14 protein-coding genes and 1 pseudogene are annotated in these 18910 nt (G+C 62.9%); 9 read left to right on the top strand and 6 right to left on the bottom strand.

Translation table 11 applies throughout. The annotated features are described in order from the left end of the window. Position 1 precedes the first annotated feature (1 nt). Complete coding sequence (cydB, locus tag IFT57_RS17190) at positions 2 to 1009, top strand: cytochrome d ubiquinol oxidase subunit II (RefSeq protein ID WP_122475377.1); 1008 nt, start codon at positions 2 to 4, stop codon at positions 1007 to 1009. Between the two features lie 52 nt (positions 1010 to 1061). After that, complete coding sequence (locus tag IFT57_RS17185) at positions 1062 to 1223, top strand: DUF2474 domain-containing protein (protein ID WP_082223659.1); 162 nt, start codon at positions 1062 to 1064, stop codon at positions 1221 to 1223. A 96-nt stretch (positions 1224 to 1319) separates the two neighbouring features. Here the strand turns inward: IFT57_RS17185 and IFT57_RS17180 are convergent, their stop codons facing one another. Next, complete coding sequence (locus IFT57_RS17180) at positions 1320 to 2444, bottom strand: methyltransferase (RefSeq protein ID WP_192152140.1); 1125 nt, start codon at positions 2442 to 2444, stop codon at positions 1320 to 1322. A 388-nt stretch (positions 2445 to 2832) separates the two neighbouring features. Between IFT57_RS17180 and IFT57_RS17175 the strand changes: the two genes are divergently transcribed. Further along, positions 2833 to 3609: a ferredoxin--NADP reductase gene (locus tag IFT57_RS17175; protein ID WP_122715090.1), complete on the top strand. Its 777-nt coding sequence runs from the start codon at positions 2833 to 2835 to the stop codon at positions 3607 to 3609. A 357-nt stretch (positions 3610 to 3966) separates the two neighbouring features. On the opposite strand, the gene mscL is transcribed toward IFT57_RS17175, so the two are convergent. Further along, on the bottom strand, positions 3967 to 4419 hold the full coding sequence (gene mscL / locus IFT57_RS17170) for a large-conductance mechanosensitive channel protein MscL (protein WP_122475373.1): 453 nt from the start codon (positions 4417 to 4419) through the stop codon (positions 3967 to 3969). Positions 4420 to 4630: 211 nt separating this feature from the next. Between mscL and radA the strand changes: the two genes are divergently transcribed. The 3 genes from radA (at position 4631) to IFT57_RS17155 (ending at position 8190) form a co-directional block, all read left to right on the top strand. Continuing rightward, positions 4631 to 5998 carry a DNA repair protein RadA gene (gene radA / locus IFT57_RS17165; protein ID WP_122475371.1) on the top strand — a complete coding sequence of 456 codons (1368 nt, stop codon included), beginning with the start codon at positions 4631 to 4633 and terminating at the stop codon, positions 5996 to 5998. 151 nt (positions 5999 to 6149) lie between these two features. Next, on the top strand, positions 6150 to 7385 hold the full coding sequence (locus IFT57_RS17160; RefSeq protein WP_192152139.1) for a M20/M25/M40 family metallo-hydrolase: 1236 nt from the start codon (positions 6150 to 6152) through the stop codon (positions 7383 to 7385). A gap of 112 nt (positions 7386 to 7497) precedes the next feature. Further along, positions 7498 to 8190 (top strand): HAD-IA family hydrolase, encoded by a 693-nt coding sequence (locus IFT57_RS17155; RefSeq protein ID WP_122715093.1) that lies wholly within the window; start codon positions 7498 to 7500, stop codon positions 8188 to 8190. A gap of 51 nt (positions 8191 to 8241) precedes the next feature. Here IFT57_RS17155 and IFT57_RS17150 read toward each other — a convergent pair whose 3' ends face one another. Beyond that, positions 8242 to 8610: a PilZ domain-containing protein gene (locus IFT57_RS17150; RefSeq protein ID WP_192152138.1), complete on the bottom strand. Its 369-nt coding sequence runs from the start codon at positions 8608 to 8610 to the stop codon at positions 8242 to 8244. Positions 8611 to 8650: 40 nt separating this feature from the next. Beyond that, positions 8651 to 9112, bottom strand: coding sequence for a methyltransferase family protein (locus IFT57_RS17145; RefSeq protein ID WP_192152137.1), 462 nt, complete (start codon positions 9110 to 9112; stop codon positions 8651 to 8653). A 172-nt stretch (positions 9113 to 9284) separates the two neighbouring features. Here IFT57_RS17145 and IFT57_RS17140 point away from each other — a divergent pair, with 172 nt between their 5' ends. The 3 genes from IFT57_RS17140 to yjiA all read left to right on the top strand — a co-directional run bounded on the left by IFT57_RS17140 (position 9285) and on the right by yjiA (position 12673). Continuing rightward, the gene (locus IFT57_RS17140) at positions 9285 to 11351 is read left to right on the top strand and encodes a carbon starvation CstA family protein (RefSeq protein ID WP_122715096.1); all 2067 of its coding nucleotides are present in this window, start codon (positions 9285 to 9287) and stop codon (positions 11349 to 11351) included. A gap of 18 nt (positions 11352 to 11369) precedes the next feature. Continuing rightward, positions 11370 to 11567: a YbdD/YjiX family protein gene (locus IFT57_RS17135; protein WP_043192786.1), complete on the top strand. Its 198-nt coding sequence runs from the start codon at positions 11370 to 11372 to the stop codon at positions 11565 to 11567. A gap of 140 nt (positions 11568 to 11707) precedes the next feature. Then, positions 11708 to 12673 (top strand): GTPase, encoded by a 966-nt coding sequence (gene yjiA / locus IFT57_RS17130; protein ID WP_122715097.1) that lies wholly within the window; start codon positions 11708 to 11710, stop codon positions 12671 to 12673. Positions 12674 to 12892: 219 nt separating this feature from the next. Here the strand turns inward: yjiA and glyA are convergent, their stop codons facing one another. Both glyA and IFT57_RS17120 read right to left on the bottom strand, forming a co-directional pair. Then, positions 12893 to 14146: a serine hydroxymethyltransferase gene (glyA, locus tag IFT57_RS17125; RefSeq protein WP_192152136.1), complete on the bottom strand. Its 1254-nt coding sequence runs from the start codon at positions 14144 to 14146 to the stop codon at positions 12893 to 12895. Between the two features lie 249 nt (positions 14147 to 14395). Next, positions 14396 to 17011, bottom strand: a pseudogene (locus IFT57_RS17120) (sensor domain-containing protein); the annotation flags it as partial. Between the last annotated feature and the right edge of the window lie 1899 nt (positions 17012 to 18910).

Genomic DNA, 18910 nt, shown 5'->3' with positions numbered 1-18910 from the left:
CATGGGTATCGACCTTCCGTTCATCTGGGCCGTGATCATCATCTTCGGCATCATGATGTACGTGATCATGGACGGCTTCGATCTGGGCATCGGCATCCTGTTCCCCTTCATGCAGGACGAAGGCGACCGCGATGTCATGATGAATACCGTGGCGCCGGTCTGGGACGGCAACGAAACCTGGCTGGTGCTGGGCGGTGCGGCGTTGTTCGGCGCCTTCCCGCTGGCCTACTCGGTGGTGTTGTCGGCGCTGTACCTGCCGCTGATCCTGATGCTGATGGGCCTGATCTTTCGTGGCGTGGCGTTCGAGTTCCGCTTCAAGGCTACTGCGGCCAAGCGCCATGTCTGGGACAAGGCGTTCATTGGCGGCTCGCTGGCGGCTACGTTCTTCCAGGGCGTGGCACTGGGTGCGTACATCGACGGCATTGCCGTGGTCGACCGCAACTATGCCGGTGGTGGCTTCGACTGGTTGACGCCGTTCAGCCTGTTCTGCGGGTTGGCACTGATCGTTGCCTACGCGTTGCTCGGTTGCACCTGGTTGATCATGAAAACCGAAGGCAGCCTGCAGCAGGCCATGCACAAGCTGGCGCCGCCGCTGACCTACGGGCTACTGATCGTGACCGGTATCGTCAGCATCTGGACGCCGCTGGCCCATGACGACATCGCCACGCGCTGGTTCAGCACGCCGAACCTGTTCTACTTCCTGCCCGTGCCGATCCTGGTGCTGGCCACGGTCGTCGGGTTGCTGCGGTCGGTGAAGCGCAACGCGCACTACACGCCGTTCCTGCTGACCCTGCTGCTGGTGTTCCTGGGCTATAGCGGGCTGGGCATCAGCCTGTGGCCGAACATCATCCCGCCGTCGATCTCGATCTGGGACGCGTCGTCGCCGCCGCAGAGCCAGGGGTTCATCCTGGTGGGCACGCTGTTCATCATTCCGATCATCCTGGTGTACACCTTCTGGAGCTACTACGTGTTCCGCGGCAAGGTTACCCACGAAGACGGCTACCACTAGTCCAACCGCCGCTGCCCAGGCTGCAAGGCCTGGGTCGGGCAGGAGTAGAAGCATGAGCGAGAAACCGATCGTTACGCACAGCGAAGAGAAAAAGCCTTTGTGGAAACGCCTGGGCTGGCTGGTGGTGATCTATGCCGGCAGCGTCGTCGCGCTGGGCTTGTTTGCCATGTTGATCCGCCTGTTCATGACGGCGGCGGGGATGAAATCCCATTGAATCCCATCAGTGCTGCTCTGGCAGTGCTCATTTTACAGCCCTCCTTGCGGAGGGCTTTTTTTTGCCTGAGGGCATCTGAGTGCCTGTGCAGTGCGCTTACTTGCGTGCGCGCAGCACCACGAACTTGGGCGTGGACGCGACCTGTTCGACGGCCCGGAACAGGCGCGCCAGTTTGCTGTGATAGCCCAGGTGGCGATTGCCGACGATGTACAGGTCGCCGCCGGTAACCAAGGCTTCGCGTGCTTGCTGGAACATCCGCCACGCCAGGAAATCGCCTACCACTTGCTGCTGATGGAACGGCGGATTGCACAACACCACGTCCAGCGACTGCGGTGCCTGGCCCGCCAGGCCATCGCCGGCGCGAACCTCGACCTCACGGCTGCTCAGGGCTGCTTGCCAGTTCTCCCGCGCCGATTGCACGGCCATGAACGATTCATCGACCAGCGTGTAGTGCGCCTCCGGGTTGGCCAGGGCGCTGGCGATGGCCAGCACGCCGTTGCCGCAGCCCAGGTCGGCCACGCGCGCCGAGCCCAGGTTGCGCGGCAGGTGCGGGAGGAATGCGCGAGTGCCGATGTCCAGGCCCTCGCGGCAGAACACGTTGGCGTGGTTGAGCAGCGTCAGCGCAGGTTCGTCCAGCACATAGCGGGTAGGGTAGGGCGATGCCTGTGCGGGTTTTTCTTCATGGGTAGCGATCAACAGCCTGGCCTTCTTGACGGCCAATGAAGGTCGCATCGTGCCGATGTATTTTTCCAGCAGGTCGCCGGCGGCGTGAGGCAGGTGCTTGACCATGCCGGCGGCCACCACCTCGGCGCAGGGTGCCAGATGGCCGTGCAGGCGGATGAGTTGCTCTTCGAGCAGGGCAAGGGTCTTGGGCACGCGCACCAGTACACGGTCGAACGGACCTTGCACATCGGTGCTGGCCGGGATGAGCTCGACACTGTCGAATGGCAGGCCGTTGCGCGTGAGGTTCTTTTCCAGCCCTAGCGCGCCGAGGAACGAATCGCCGCTGCTGATCACTTGCACGACGCTCTGCAGGCTGATGGCCAAAGCGCCGAAGCTGTCGTTGAGAATCAGCACGCGCGCCTGGGCGGGCAGCGGGTGCTCGGCCATGTAGGCCAGCAGGTACTCGTCCGCCGCATCGAACGCCTGCAGCGGCTCGTTGGGTTGATCGGGCTGGCGGATCAGATCGAGTTCAGCGAAGGGCGAGGTCAGTACAGGCATGGCAAAGGGCACGGAAGCGGCAATAAAGCCGCGATTCTACCCGATCGCACGCGTGCCTGTAGGCGCGGTCATCGGCCGCGAAAGCTTTAGCTCATACTGCCTGACCCACCGCATCAACCCTTCGCGGCCACAGACCGCTCCCACAGTGGATCAGCGTGCCCAGGCCGGAACGGTCATCCCTGTAGGAGCGGTCATCGGCCGCGAAAGCCCTACCGCAGCAGCACCCTGTGGGAGCGGGTTCTACCCGCGAAGGGCTCACCGCGCAGCATCAGACTCACTGCGGTGCGACCTTCGCAGGCAGATGGCTCACCGGTGGTCACACAAACCAACGGTGTTTATCTTTGGCGGTTTGCGGGAAAATGCCGGCACTTGAACAACGGAGCGCCTCATGACCGCCAGCGCAGAAAAATTCACTCGCCAGACCATCATCGAGGTCCAGCCGCTGACCCCCAGCCTGTTCACCCTGCGCACCACCCGCGATGCTGGCTTCCGCTTCGTCGCCGGCCAGTTCGCTCGTCTGGGTGTGACCAAGGCCGACGGCACTGTGGTGTGGCGCGCCTATTCGATGGTGTCGTCGCCCCACGACGAGTTTCTTGAGTTCTTCTCCATCGTCGTACCGGGTGGCGAGTTCACCAGCGAGTTGAGCCGACTACGCCCGGGAGACGAGCTGCTGGTGGAGAAAATGGCCACCGGATTCCTCACCCTGGACCGCTTCGTCGATGGTCGCGATCTGTGGATGCTGGCAACCGGCACTGGCGTGGCACCCTTCGTTTCGATCCTGCAGGATTTTCCCGTGTGGGAAAAATTCGAACGGATCAAACTGGTGTACAGCGCCAGACAAGGCCAGGAGTTGGCCTATCGCGAGCTGATCGCTGGGCTTGAGCAACGCGATTATTTGGCCGAGTTCGCCGGCAAGCTGCAATTCATCCCGATCGTGACCCGAGAAACGCTGCCCGGCGCTCTGCACGGGCGCATCACCGACCTGATCCAGAGCGGCGAACTGGAGAAGGCCGCAGGGCTGGAACTGACCCCAGAGCATTCACGGGTGATGATTTGTGGCAACCCACAAATGATCGACGACACCCGGCAACTGCTCAAAGGCCGCGCCATGAACCTCAGCCTGAGCCGCCGCCCCGGCCAGGTCGCCGTCGAAAACTACTGGTAGCAATCGCTCCACCACCTGACCCACCGCATCAACCTTTCGCGGCCACGGACCGCTCCTACAGTGGATCAGTGCGCACCCCGGCCCACCCGCAGGAGCGGTCATCGGCCGCGAACGGCGCGCCGCGTCATACCTGACTCACCGCATCAACCTTTAGCGGCCACGGACCGCTCCTACAGTGGATCAGTGCCCACCCCGGCCCACCCGTAGGAGCGGTCATCGGCCGCGAACGGCGCGCCGCGTCATACCTGACCCACCGCATCAACCTTTCGCGGCCACGGACCGCTCCTACAGTGGATCAGTGCCCACCCCGGCCCACCCGTAGGAGCGGTCATCGGCCGCGAACGGCGCGCCGCGGTATCAGATCTGCGGCCCGGGCGTCGGCGCAGTGGTGACCACGGTGCCCTTGCCGTTCTGCTCCTTGAGCAGGTCGCGGATTTCGCCCAGCAGCAGCTCTTCCTTGGTTGGCGCAGCCGGCGCCGCTGGCTTCTTTTCTTCCTGGTGACGCAGGCGATTGATGGCCTTCACGCCCATGAAGATGGCGAACGCGACGATGATGAAATCGATGACCGTCTGGATGAACTTGCCATACGCCAGCACCACCGCTGGCGCATCGCCAACCGCGGCGCGCAGGGTAATGGCCAGGTCGCTGAAATCCACACCACCGATCAACAGCCCGAGCGGCGGCATGATCACATCGCCAACGAAGGATGAAACGATCTTGCCGAACGCTGCACCGATTATGATACCAACGGCCATGTCGACTACATTGCCTTTGACCGCAAAGGCCTTGAATTCACTTAGCACGCTCATGAGGTTATTCCTTATTACAGATGAGGTTGGTCAACGCATTCCAAATCAGCGAGATGCTTCATTTTTCATGCCTGCTGCAAGGGACCCAACTGCGCCCTAGAAGTTTTGTCAAAGTACAGACTAGACGCTTTTCAGCGCTGCAAGGGCTTGATTTGCCCACTATTCCAGCGCGCTCGATTATCATGAACGCACTTTTCGAACAGGAATTTTCATGGCCAAGGCAAAGCGCATGTACGGCTGCACCGAGTGCGGTGCCACGTTTCCCAAATGGGCGGGCCAGTGCGGCGAGTGCGGTGCCTGGAACACCCTGGTGGAGACCGTCATCGAAAGCGGCGCTGCCGCACCACCCAGTGGCCGCACCGGCTGGACAGGGCAGCAGGCGCAACTCAAGACCCTGGCCGAAGTCAGCATCGAAGAGATCCCGCGCTTCTCGACTGCATCGGCCGAACTGGACCGCGTGCTCGGCGGCGGCCTGGTCGACGGCTCGGTGGTGCTGATCGGCGGCGATCCGGGCATCGGAAAATCCACCATCCTGCTGCAGACCCTGTGCAACATCGCCATGCGCATGCCCGCCCTGTACGTCACCGGCGAAGAATCGCAGCAACAGGTGGCCATGCGCGCGCGACGCCTGGGTCTGCCCCAGGACAAACTCAAGGTCATGACCGAGACCTGCATCGAAACCATCATCGCCACCGCCAAGGTCGAGCAGCCCAAGGTCATGGTGATCGACTCGATCCAGACTATCTTCACCGAAAACCTGCAGTCCGCGCCCGGCGGCGTGTCGCAGGTGCGCGAAAGCGCCGCGCTGCTGGTGCGTTATGCCAAACAGAGTGGCACAGCCATCTTTCTGGTTGGCCACGTGACCAAGGAAGGTGCCCTGGCCGGCCCCCGCGTGCTCGAGCACATGGTCGATACCGTGCTGTACTTCGAAGGCGAATCCGATGGCCGCCTGCGCTTGTTGCGGGCCGTGAAGAACCGCTTCGGCGCGATCAACGAGCTGGGCGTGTTCGGCATGACCGACAAGGGCCTGAAAGAAGTCTCCAACCCGTCGGCGATCTTTCTGACCCGTGCCCAGGAAGAAGTCCCCGGCAGTGTGGTCATGGCCACGTGGGAAGGTACCCGGCCCATGCTGGTGGAAGTGCAGGCGCTGGTCGACGACAGCCACCTGTCCAACCCGCGCCGGGTCACCCTGGGTCTGGACCAGAATCGCCTGGCCATGCTGTTGGCAGTGCTGCATCGGCACGGCGGCATCCCTACCCATGACCAGGACGTGTTCCTCAACGTGGTCGGCGGCGTGAAAGTACTGGAAACCGCTTCCGACCTGGCGTTGCTTGCGGCAATCATGTCCAGCCTGCGCAACCGTCCGCTGCCGCACGACCTGCTGGTGTTCGGCGAAGTCGGCTTGTCCGGCGAAGTGCGTCCGGTTCCCAGTGGCCAGGAGCGGCTCAAGGAAGCGGCCAAGCATGGCTTCAAGCGCGCCATCGTGCCCAAGGCCAACGCGCCCAAGGAAGCGCCGCCAGGCCTGCAGGTCATTGCCGTGACGCGTCTGGAACAAGCGCTGGATGCCTTGTTCGAGTAGCGCGCACGCCGCAGTAGGCTAAGGTTGTTGGGTGTCAGGACTTGCCCTATCGGCGTAGACGCTCCCGCTGTTCCATTGTGGGAGCGGGTCTCTGCCCGCGAAGAGGCCAATCCTGCCTACAAAAACCGCACCCGTCCGAGGCTTCTGACTTATGCCCGTTAGACCTTCACGCGTCACCGCAATCGCTGCAGCCTGCCTGTTCTCGCTGTCGACGCAGGCCGCCGAACTGCCTGCCGCCGATCTCTACAAACAGGCCCAGGCCGAACAACCCAGCTACCTGGAAACGGTCAAGGAACTGGTCTCGGTAGACACCGGCACCGGCCAGGAAAAAGGCCTGGCCACGATCAGCGCGCTGCTGGTCAAGCGCCTCAAGGAGTTGGGCGCCACGGTCCAGACCACCCCGGCCACGCCGTCGGTGGGCGACAACATCGTCGGCACCTTCAAGGGCAGCGGCAGCAAGAATTTTTTGCTCATGGTCCACTACGACACGGTATTCCTGCCGGGCACCGCCGCCAAGCGTCCGTTCCGCACCGACGAGGCGCGTGCCTATGGCCCCGGCGTGGCCGATGCCAAGGGCGGCGTGGCGATGATCCTGCACGCGTTGAAACTGCTCAAGGCCCAAGGGTTCGACAGCTACGGCACGCTCACCGTGCTCTTCAACCCGGACGAGGAAATGGGCTCGGCCGGCTCGAAGAAAATCATCGCCGAACTGGCTGCCCAGAACGATTACGTCTTTTCCTACGAGCCGCCGAACAAGGACGCAGTGACCACTGCCACCAACGGCATCAACGGCCTGATCCTGGAAGTCAAAGGGCGCTCGTCGCACGCCGGCTCAGCGCCTGAAGAAGGTCGCAATGCGCTCACCGAACTGGCCCACCAGTTGGTCCAGCTCAAAGACCTGGGTGATCCCGACAAGGGCACCACCGTGAACTGGACCATGGCCAAGGCGGGCGAGAAGCGCAACATCATTCCGGCCCTGGCGACGGCCGAAGCGGACATGCGCTATTCGGACATCGAAGAAACCGACCGCGTGCTTGCGCAAGGCCAGCGTCTGATCCGCAAGCAATTGATCGACGACACCCAGGTCAGTCTGCGTCTGGAGAAAGGTCGGCCGCCGCTGGCCAAGAACAGCGGGTCGGAGCAACTGGCCGGGGTGGCGCAGAAAGCCTATGCGGCAATCGACAAATCCATCGAGCCGATCGCCATGCGCTTCGGTACCGATGCCGGCTATGCCTACGTGCCCGGCAGCGACAAGCCTGCGGTGCTGGAAACCATGGGCGTGGTAGGGGCGGGGTTGCATGCCGACGACGAATACATCGAACTGAGCAGCATCGCGCCGCGGCTGTATCTGACCTTGTCGATGATTCGCACGCTGTCGGTACCTTGATCCGGCGCAGTGCCGGCGCCCGGCATAGGCGCCGGCACTGCCACGCCAACTTGCTCAACCCCCGGCGCGCCCCGTACTCTGAGGTCCTCACACCGACCATGGAGCGCGCCCTATGAACACTGCAGTGCCGGGCATGGGCCCCGTCAAGGCCGTCATCTTCGACATGGATGGCTTGTTGCTGAATACCGAGGGCATCTACACCGAAGTCACGCAGATGATTGCCGAGCGTTACGGCAAGGTCTTCGACTGGAGCGTCAAGCAGAACACCATCGGCCTGGGGGCCAATGACCTCTCGACCTATATCGTCGAGACATTGGGCTTGCCGCTGACGCCCGCTGAATTCATCGAAGCGCGTGCGCCGCTGATGGCCGAGCGTTTTCCCCATGCGCAGGCGATGGCCGGCGCCGAGGCGCTGGTGCGGCATCTGAAGGCGCACAACATTCCGATCGCCGTGGGTACCAGTTCGTCTCGTGGGCACTTTGCGATGAAAACCACCCTGCATCAGGAGTGGTTTGCGCTGTTCGACACGGTTGTCACCGCCGATGACCCAGAGGTGGGTGCGGCCAAACCGGCCCCCGATATCTTTCTGGTGGCGGCCAAGCGTCTGGGGGTAGAGCCCAAGGATTGTCTGGTGTTCGAGGATTCGCCCTTCGGCGTCACCGCTGCCAAAGCCGCCGGGATGTTCGCGGTGGCCGTACCGGATGCCGCCATGGCGCCGGAGCGCTATCACCACGCCGACGATCGTCTGCAAAGCCTGCTCGGCTTCGACCCCGCCCAGTGGGGGCTGCCGGCTCACTTGGTGTAGCAATACTCGCCGTAGGAGCGGTCATCGGCCGCGAAGGCCCCGCTGTCGTCCTCAAACGTCCAGCAAAGCCCCCAACTCCCGCTCCAGCTCCTCGGAGTCACCCAGGTTGAGCTCGATCAGACGACGCAGATGGCTGATCGACTCCAGACCGATATGGGTGCACACGAAACCCAGTTGACCATTATCGTCATGGGCCAGCTTGACCTCCATCACCACATCTTCCTGCGGCCCCAGCTTCACATCCACATTGAAGGGTTTGCCGGCATCGCCCAGCCAGGGCGACGGCTTTTCAATCAGCAGCCCCTTCAACGACAGATCGAGCAGCTTCACCGGCCAGCGCTCGGTGCCTTGGCGCAACTCGGTCTTGGCATCGAAGGCGATGCGCTTGAAGCGCCGGCGTTCGGTATGGGTTTGCGTCATGATCGGGTCCTCGAGTTTTGCTGGACTATAGCGCAGAGACTCAAAGCCAGCGGCGAACCCGTCGACAATACTGGCGATAAGTCTCACCAAACAGCCCTTCCAGCTGAATTTCGTCGGGCCGGATCACCAGCCAGTTCATCAGGTACAACAACACCGGAAGCAACAGCCACGGCCATAGGCTGCCCATCAGCAACGACAGCGCCACGTAGGCCAGGGTGTCACCCAGATTGATCGGGTTGCGCGACAGCGCGAACGGCCCGTCGCGCAGCAATTCATGGGGTGCGTCGAAATTGCTGGTTGCCGTGCGCTGTCGTTTGAAACGCAGCATGGCCCAGAAGGAAAGGCTCTGGCCGAGGATGATCAACGCCGCCGCCGTGGCGGCGGTCCAACTGTTGACCGGTAGCCCAACAGGCAGTGCATAGCTCAAGGCCATGGCCACGGCGATGAACGCCAGATACAGCAGTGGTGGGGGCAGGGCGGCTTGGACAGGTGGCTTGGGCATGGGTCGACTCGCTTGGGACACCTTTATTGCGACCCATGCAGGGGGTGAGTGTTCCGCCGCGCCCCGACCTTGCGCCCCGCACCGCTCTAGACCAACGTGGGGATGGCCATCGGGCAAAAAATCGCTAGACTCGGTAAGGCTGACACTCATCCACTGAGCTGGAAACAATAATATGAAGAATAATAGCAGTGCGTTCCGCCACGTTCCGTGGCTGATCGTGGCGATCATTGGTGCCTGTGCCCTGGGCGTCGTTGCACTTCGCCGCGGTGAAGCAATCAATGCGTTATGGATCGTCGTCGCGGCAGTGGCCATCTACCTGGTTGCCTACCGCTACTACAGCCTGTTCATTGCCAACCACGTCATGCAGCTCGACCCGCGCCGGGCCACACCCGCAGTGCTCAACAACGACGGTCTGGACTACGTACCGACCAACAAGCACATTCTTTTCGGTCACCACTTCGCAGCCATTGCCGGTGCTGGCCCTCTGGTCGGGCCGGTGCTCGCTGCGCAGATGGGCTATTTGCCCGGCACGCTGTGGCTGATTGCTGGCGTGGTCCTGGCCGGCGCAGTGCAGGACTTCATGGTGCTGTTCCTGTCCACGCGCCGCAACGGCCGTTCGCTGGGCGACATGGTGCGCGAGGAAATGGGCCGCATTCCCGGCACCATTGCCCTGTTCGGTTGCTTCCTGATCATGATCATCATCCTCGCGGTGCTGGCACTGATCGTGGTCAAGGCACTCGCCGAAAGCCCGTGGGGCATCTTCACAGTCATGGCGACCATCCCCATCGCGATGTTCATGGGCGTGTACATGCGCTACATCCGCCCGGGCCGCATCGGTGAAATCTCCATCATCGGCGTGTTCCTGCTGTTGCTCTCGATCTGGCTGGGTGGCCAGGTGGCGGCCGACCCGGTCTGGGCCAAGGCCTTCACCTTCACCGGCATTCAGATCACCTGGATGTTGGTGGGCTATGGCTTCGTCGCTGCCGTGCTGCCCGTGTGGCTGATCCTGGCACCGCGCGACTACCTCTCCACCTTCCTCAAGATCGGTACCATCATCGCCCTTGCCATCGGCATCCTGGTGACCATGCCTGAACTGAAGATGCCCGCGCTGACCCAGTTCACCGACGGCACCGGCCCGGTATGGAAGGGCGGTCTGTTCCCGTTCCTGTTCATCACCATCGCCTGCGGCGCAGTGTCCGGTTTCCATGCGCTGATCTCCTCGGGCACCACGCCCAAGCTGCTGGACAACGAAACCAACGCCCGCTACATCGGCTACGGTGCCATGTTGATGGAATCGTTCGTGGCGATCATGGCCATGGTTGCCGCTTCGGTCATCGAACCGGGCGTCTACTTCGCCATGAACAGCCCGGCCGCAGTGGTCGGTACCGACGTGGTGGCAGTGGCAACGGCGGTCAGCAGCTGGGGCTTTGCCATTACCCCGGAAGCGTTGCAGGCGGTGGCCCATGACATCGGCGAAACCACCATCCTGGCGCGTGCCGGCGGTGCACCGACGTTGGCCGTGGGTATCGCGCAGATCCTGCACTCGGTGCTGCCGGGCGAAAACACCATGGCTTTCTGGTACCACTTTGCAATCCTGTTCGAGGCGTTGTTCATCCTGACCGCCGTGGACGCCGGCACCCGTGCCGGACGTTTCATGCTGCAGGACCTGCTCGGCTCGTTCGTCCCGGCGCTCAAACGCACCGAGTCGTGGACCGCCAACGTCATCGCCACTGCCGGTTGCGTGGCCCTGTGGGGCTGGTTGCTGTACCAGGGTGTGATCGATCCGCTGGGTGGTATCAATACCCTGTGGCCGCTGTTCGGCATCTCCAACCAGATGCTGGCCGGTATTGCCCTGATGCTCGCCACCGTCGTGCTGATCAAGATGAAGCGTCAGCGCTATATCTGGGTCACCATGTTGCCGGCCGTGTGGCTGCTGATCTGCACCACCACTGCAGGCTTCATCAAGCTGTTCGACGCCAACCCCGCAGTCGGCTTCCTCGCGCTGGCCAAGAAGTACAGCGACGCGTTGGCCCAGGGCCAGGTCATCGCACCGGCCAAGAGCGTCGAGCAGATGCAACACGTGATCTTCAATGCCTACACCAACGCAACCCTGACCGTACTGTTCCTGCTGGTGGTCTTCAGCATCCTGTTCTTCGCCTTGAAGGTCGGCGTCGCCGCCTGGGGCAAGAAGGAACGTACCGACAAGGAAGCACCGTTCCAGCCGTTCCCCAATGCGTGATGATCGAGGGCTGCCACCATGTTCAATGACCTGAGCAAGTTGGGAAAATACCTGGGACAGGCGGCACGCCTGATGGTGGGCATGCCGGACTACGACAACTACGTCGAGCACATGCAGACCAAGCACCCGGACAAGCCGATGATGGACTATGAGGCGTTCTTCCGAGAACGCCAGGAAGCCAGGTACGGCGGCAAGGGTGGGCCCAAGTGTTGTTGAGGCATGCCATCTCGTAGAGATGTGTCGTGAGTGATGGCCCTTTCGCGGCCACTGGCCGCTCCTACAAGTGATCGATTATCCCTGTAGGAGCGGCCAGTGGCCGCGAAGAGGCCATTTGCATTTAGAAACTCCTGGAGTTCATGAACTTGTCCGAAGCCGCACCCCCGATTCCCGTCACCATCCTCAGCGGCTTTCTCGGTGCCGGCAAGACCACCTTGCTGCGCCACATGCTCAAGGCCGAACACGGCCTGAAAATCGCCGTGATCGAGAACGAATTCAGCGACGCCGGCATCGACACCCAGCTGCTGGGCGACGAGCCGGTGCAAATCATGACGCTGGCCAACGGCTGCGTCTGCTGCACCATCCACACCGACCTGACCAAGGCGCTGTACCTGTTGCTCGAACGCCTGGACAGCGGCGAGATCGCCTTCGACCGACTGGTGATCGAGTGCACGGGCCTGGCCGACCCGGCACCTGTCGCCCAGACTTTTTTCATTGATGAGGAGCTGCGCGAGCGCTACATCCTGGACGGCATCCTGACCTTGGTGGACGCTGCTCATGCTGGCATTCATCTGGCCCAGACCATCGCCCAGGCGCAGGTCGGGTTCGCCGATCGCCTGTTGATCAGCAAGACCGATCTGGTGCCAGCAACGGTGCTGGAAGAACTGAGCGAGCGCCTGACCCGCATCAACCGTCGGGCACCGATTCGAGTGGTCGAACACGGCCGTATCGATTTAGCGGAACTGCTCGATGTGCGGGGCTTCAATCTCAATGCAGGCCTGGCGTTGCGCCCGGTCAACCAGGGTCCCAGCGTCGACCGCATCGCCAGCCTGGTGCTGCGCACCGACAAGCCGCTGGACATCGACCGGCTCAGCACCTTCATGAATGAACTGCTGGAAGAGCACGGCAAGCAACTGTTGCGCTACAAGGGCGTTTTGAATATCGCAGGGGAAGATCGACGCCTGGTATTTCAAGGCGTGCTGAAACTCTACGGGTTCGATTGGGACACCGAATGGGCCGAGGGGGAGGTGCGCGAAAGCGTGATGGTGTTCATCGCCGATGACCTACCCGAAGCCAAGATCCGCGCCGGATTCGAAACCCTCTGATGCCTGACGCGGCTCGCGCCGCTGCTACAGGGGAGGTGATTCGGCGGTATATGCGGTCCACCTGAAGCACCGCAGAGAGGCCGGACGCGGCTCGCGCCGCTGCTACAAGAAAAATACGGTCCCTGTAGCAGCGGCGCAAGCCGCGTCGGCGGTACATACGGTCCACCTGAAGCACCGCAAAAAGGCCTGACGCGGCTCGCGCCGCTGCTACGGGGGATGTTATGCGGCGTAGACCGGCAGCTTCGCGCAGATGGCCTTGACCTTTTCGCGCACGGCTTCGATCACCGTGTCGTTGTTCAGGTCCGCCAGAATGTCGCAGATCCAGCCGGCCAGCTCCTGGCACTCGGCTTCCTTGAAACCACGGGTGGTCACTGCCGGCGTACCGAAGCGCAGGCCCGAGGTGACGAACGGCGAGCGTGGGTCATTCGGCACCGAGTTCTTGTTGACGGTGATGAATGCCTTGCCCAGCGCGGCATCGGCGTCTTTGCCGGAAATGTCCTGCTTGATCAGCGACAGCAGGAACAGATGGTTCTCGGTACCACCGGACACCACGTCGAAACCACGGTCGATGAACACCTTGGCCATTGCCTTGGCGTTCTTCACGACCTGCTGCTGGTAGGTCTTGAATTCAGGCTGCAGCGCTTCCTTGAAACATACGGCCTTGGCAGCGATGACGTGCTCCAGCGGGCCACCCTGGGCGCCCGGGAAGACTGCCGAGTTGAGCTTCTTCTCGATCTCGGCGTTGGCACGCGCCAGGATCAAACCACCACGTGGACCGCGCAAGGTTTTATGGGTGGTAGTGGTGACCACATCGGCGAACGGCACCGGATTCGGGTACACGCCAGCGGCAACCAGGCCTGCCACGTGAGCCATATCGACGAACAGATAGGCACCGACCTTGTCGGCGATCTCACGGAAGCGTGGGAAGTCGAGGATCTGCGAGTAGGCGGAGAAACCGGCCACGATCATCTTCGGCTTGTGCTCGACGGCCAGGCGCTCGACTTCGTCGTAGTCGATCAGGCCTTGGGCATCGATACCGTACTGGACGGCGTTGTACAGCTTGCCCGACGACGAAACGCTGGCGCCGTGGGTCAGGTGACCGCCGTGGGCCAGGCTCATGCCCAGGATGGTATCGCCCGCCTGCAGCAGGGCCAGGTAGACCGCGCTGTTGGCTTGCGAGCCGGCGTGCGGCTGGACGTTGGCATAGTCGGCGCCGAACAGTTGCTTGGCGCGATCGATGGCCAGCTGCTCGACCACGTCGACGTACTCGCAGCCACCGTAGTAACGCTTGCCTGGATAGCCTTCGGCGTACTTGTTGGTCAGCACCGAGCCCTGAGCTTCCATGACAGCGGGGCTGGTGTAGTTTTCCGAGGCGATCAGCTCGATGTGCTCTTCCTGACGCAGGGCTTCTTGCTCCATGGCGGCAAAGAGATCGGCATCGTACTTGGCGAGTGTCTGGCTACGGCTGAACATGGCGGTCCTCAAGGATCGGGATGTTGGGAAAGGCGAGCATTCTACCCCATCGGCTTTTATCTGGCATATGAAAGGCAGTCACTGCGTGAACAAGCAGGCCTCATGTCCACTGGCACCTCGGCACCTCGGCACCCCGTAGGAGCGGTCATTGGCCGCGAAAGCCACGCCGCGGTTCCACTGATCTACCGCAGGGCGCCGTTCGCGGCCACTGACCGCTCCCACAAGATGGCGTCCCACAGGCGGGGAGAATCACTGAAACAGGAACAGCGCGTCGTTACTGAACTGCGACTCGAAGCGGTGGGCCTGCATCGGTCGGCCGAACAGGTAGCCCTGAACCTCGTCACAGCCATGCTCGCGCAGGAACTCCAACTGCTCGTGAGTTTCCACGCCTTCGGCGATCACCGACAGATTGAGGCTGTGCGCCATGGCGATGATAGCCCGGGCTATCTGCGCATCCTGCTCCCCGGAGGGCAGACCATCGACGAAGGTACGGTCGATCTTCAGTACGTCGATGGGGAATTGCTTGAGGTAGTTGAGCGACGAATAACCAGTGCCGAAATCGTCGATGGCGATGCTCAGGCCGAGGTTCTTCAATATGTCGAGAATCACCATGGCCTCGTTGACCTCGCGCATCAGGATGCTCTCGGTCAGCTCGAGTTCCAGGCACGCCGGTGGCAAACCGATGTTTTCCAGCATGCGGGCAATCCGCTTGCCCAACTGGCCGTCGGCGAACTGCCGCGCGGAGATGTTCACCGACACCTTGGGCACCCGTACCTTGGCCAAGTGCCAAGCCTTGAGCTGACGACACGCTTCGGCCAGCACCCAATCGCCCACGTCTACCACCAGGCCGAGCTCCTCGAGCACCGGGATGAACTCGCCAGGCGGCACCAGGCCGCGCCGTGGATGGTTCCAGCGCAACAGCGCTTCGGCACCGGTCAGGCGCTTGCCGTCGCCGCTGAACTGCGGCTGGTAGTACAGCACGAATTCCTCTTGCTCCAGGGCATGGCGCAAGTCGCTTTCCAGCTCCAGGCGCTCCAGCGCCGTGGCGTTCATGTCGGCCTGATAGAACTGGAAATTGTTCTTGCCGCGCTCCTTGGCGTGGTACATCGCAGTGTCGGCGTTCTTCATCAGTTGGCTGAGCTCGCCGCCATCCTGAGGGCTCAAGGCAATGCCCACACTCGCCGTGACGAAGAACTCGCGGCCTTCCAGCACGAACGGTTTGACCAGGCTGCCGAGAATCTGCTCCGCCACATGGATGGCCTGGTTCAAGGCCAGCTCACGGGTGGCGCGGGGTTGCAGCAGGAGGGTGAATTCGTCGCCGCCCATGCGCGCCACGGTGTCGTCGTCGTCGACGCAACCCAGCAGGCGCGTGGCCATGTCCTTGAGCATGCGGTCGCCGGCGGCGTGGCCGAGCGAATCGTTGATCGGCTTGAAGCGGTCGAGGTCGAGGAACATCAGCACCACCCACGACTGCTGGCGTTCGGCCTGTTGCAGGGCGTTGTACAAACGGTCCTGAAACAGCGTGCGGTTGGGCAGGTGGGTCAGCGCATCGTAGTAGGCCAGGCGGTGAATACGCTGTTCGCTGGCCTTGCGCTCGCTGATGTCGCTGAAGAAGCACACGTAGCTGGCCAGATCGCCTTCGTCATCGAGCACCGCAGTGATGCCGACCCAGGCCGGGTAGTGCTCGCCATTGCGCCGCTTGAGCCAGACTTCGCCTTCCCAGGTGCCACGCAGCTGCAGTTGCTTGAGCACGTAGCGCAGGTGGGCTTCCTGCTGGTCATCCACGGTCAGCATGTTCGGCAGCTGGTCCAGCACCTGGGCCACGGCATAACCGCTGACCCGGCTGAAGGCTTCGTTGGCCTGCACGATGTAGCCCGCCGGATCGGTGATGAGAATCGCCGACGTCGAGTGCTCGAACACCGTGGCAGCCATGCGCAGGTCCTTCTCCGCGCGGCGCTGCTGGCTGACGTCGCGACCCACGCCCAGCATGCCTTCCAGAGCCCCTTGCGCATCCCAGATCAGCACCAGGCGCAGTTCGATGGGAATCTTGCGGCCATCGTTGCGCATGCAGTCGAACATGAAGACCTGGGTCTTGAGATCGCTGCGCAGGGCAGCCAGCTCGTCCGGCACGTGCAACGCCCGACGAACCTGCGCGAGCAGTGCATTGATCCCCGTCATCTGTGCGGGGTTGGCCAGCATGCCCTGCCAACCGTGCTCCAGTACCCAATCTGCCTCGTAGCCCAGCACGCTCTGCACCGAGGGGCTGACGTAGTTGAGTTCCAAGCGGTTGTTGGTCGAGAAGATCACGTCGCTGATGCTCTCGGCGAGCATGCGGTGGCGCTTTTCGCTCTGGCGCAGCGATTCGCTCGCCGTTCTGTGGCTGGTGATGTCGGTGATGCTGAGAATAACCGCACGGTAGTCCTCCGGGTGCTCGGGAAAGCGCACGGTCAGCCACAGGTACTGGTCGTGGCGCTGCTGGTTGACCAGGCGGATCTCCAGCTCCAGTTGCTGTTGGCGCTCCAGCAGCGCAGCGATCAAACGGTGCCCGATGCCTGTGGCCGAGCCGCCTTCGATGAGCTTGCGCCACGCCTGTTCGCCGGTGTCCACCTGCAGTAGCCGCAATGCAACCTGGTTCACTTCAGTGATGCGCAGTGCCTGCAGCAGGTCGTGGCGCATGGCCGGGTTATCCTGCAGCCTCTGCGTAGAATCGGGGTGCCCGCTCAGACCGACACGCTCGAAGAGCGCCAGTACGCCCGACAGGTCAAGCACGCACAGCGCCACTCCGGCGCCCTCGAAGATGTCCTGATAGCGGCGACGCTCTTCGTTGAGTTCGCGCTGGCGGCGGCGCATGCCCAACAGCGCAAGCAACGGTACCAATGACACCAGAAGGCCCAACAGGCACTTGCCCAGCAAGGGCGGCAAGAGCGCCAGACGCGCCTGCCCGGCATCGAACAGGCTGCGCAATTGCCAGTCGCTATGGCTCAGCGGGGTCACCAGCACACTCTGTTCAAGCTCGGTGGCGCTCAGTTCGGAGGCGGCGAACGGGGCAGGGCCGGCGCGGCCAATGATGTGCTTGTCTGCGTGATTTTCCAGGACCCAGCTGGGGTTTTCCTCGCGCTCGACCTGGTGGATGAGGCGGCTGATGACGATCGGGCTCATGCGCAGCAGCCAATAGCCATTGGTGTTTTCGCCAGGCTGACGGATCAGCAGATAGACCAGATCTGCGGCTGTGTTGTTGGTGTAGTAGTGGCTATCACCATCCAGGCGACCTGCCAGTAGCGCAATGAACGGCGCGTCGCTCGCGTCCGGCAGGGTGTCGGCGATAACCCGCGCATCGCCGCTGAGCCAGGCCAGGCTTTGCAGTTCGGGCACCGAGCGGCGGACGCGAGCGAGCGTTTCGGCCCGTTCCCGCGCACTGGGGAAGGGCTGAGTCGTCAGCAGTTGGTTCAGCGCGATCTGCGCATTGAGCGCCATGTTCAGGTTGACGTGATCGGCCAGGTCCGCGCTGTAATCGATGCTGTGCTGGCGCTGGTCGGCCTGGGTACGCTGGAACTGGTCGAGCAGTTGCCAGAACAGCAGCACCAGCAGCATCAAAACCACGAATGCCAGCGCGCCTTTCAACGAACCGTGCAGCGGCGTACCTGACCCTTGGACAGGCGGGCGCAAGGAGGACGGCTGATTGAAATTGGTCAAACTGAAATCCTGCGATATGACAGTCGGGGGCAGGCATAGGCGCGGGCCCCACCGGGGCACGTGAATCATGCGTGTTACACCTCGCACTATAAGCGCTAGCGCCCAAGGCCGGCTAGCGCAGCGTAAAGCCACCGTGCTGCGCCTGACACACCGCACCCACCGCCGACGCGGCTTGCGCCGCTGCTACAGCGCTCGCGGCGCATCCGGACGTTCGTTCTCGCCGCGATCCGCCTGGTACACCGCGTTTACCGCCGACGCGGCTTGCGCCGCTGCTACAGCGCTCGCGGCGCTTCCGGACGTTCGTTCTCGCCACGATCCGCCTGGTACACCGCGTCTACCGCCGACGCGGCTTGCGCCGCTGCTACAGCGCTCGCGGCGCATCCGGACGTTCGTTCTCGCCGCGATCCGCCTGGTACACCGCGTTTACCGCCGACGCGGCTTGCGCCGCTGCTACAGCGCTCGCGGCGCTTCCGGACGTTCGTTCTCGCCACGATCCGCCTGGTACACCGCGTCTACCGCCGACGCGGCTTGCGCCGCTGCTACAGCGCTCGCGGCGCATCCGGACGTTCGTTCTCGCCGCGATCCGCCTGGTACACCGCGTTTACCGCCGACGCGGCTTGCGCCGCTGCTACAGCGCTCGCGGCGCTTCCGGACGTTCGTTCTCGCCACGATCCGCCTGGTACACCGCGTCTACCGCCGACGCGGCTTGCGCCGCTGCTACAGCGCTCGCGGCGCATCCGGACGTTCGTTCTCGCCGCGATCCGCCTGGTACACCGCGTTTACCGCCGACGCGGCTTGCGCCGCTGCTACAGCGCTCGCGGCGCTTCCGGACGTTCGTTCTCGCCACGATCCGCCTGGTACACCGCGTCTACCGCCGACGCGGCTTGCGCCGCTGCTACAGCGCTCGCGGCGCATCCGGACGTTCGTTCCCGCCGCGATCCGCCTGGTACACCGCGTTTACCGCCGACGCGGCTTGCGCCGCTGCTACAGACACTGCAATCGCGTAGCAGCGGTGCAAGCCGCGTCCGGCCCCACCACGATCCGCCTGGCACACCGCGTCATCGGGCGTGC

The organism is Pseudomonas sp. CFBP 13719 (assembly GCF_014842095.1).
GTDB lineage: Bacteria > Pseudomonadota > Gammaproteobacteria > Pseudomonadales > Pseudomonadaceae > Aquipseudomonas.
The sequence above is the reverse complement of the archived record's forward strand: the minus strand, read 5'-3'. Positions and strand labels throughout refer to the sequence as shown.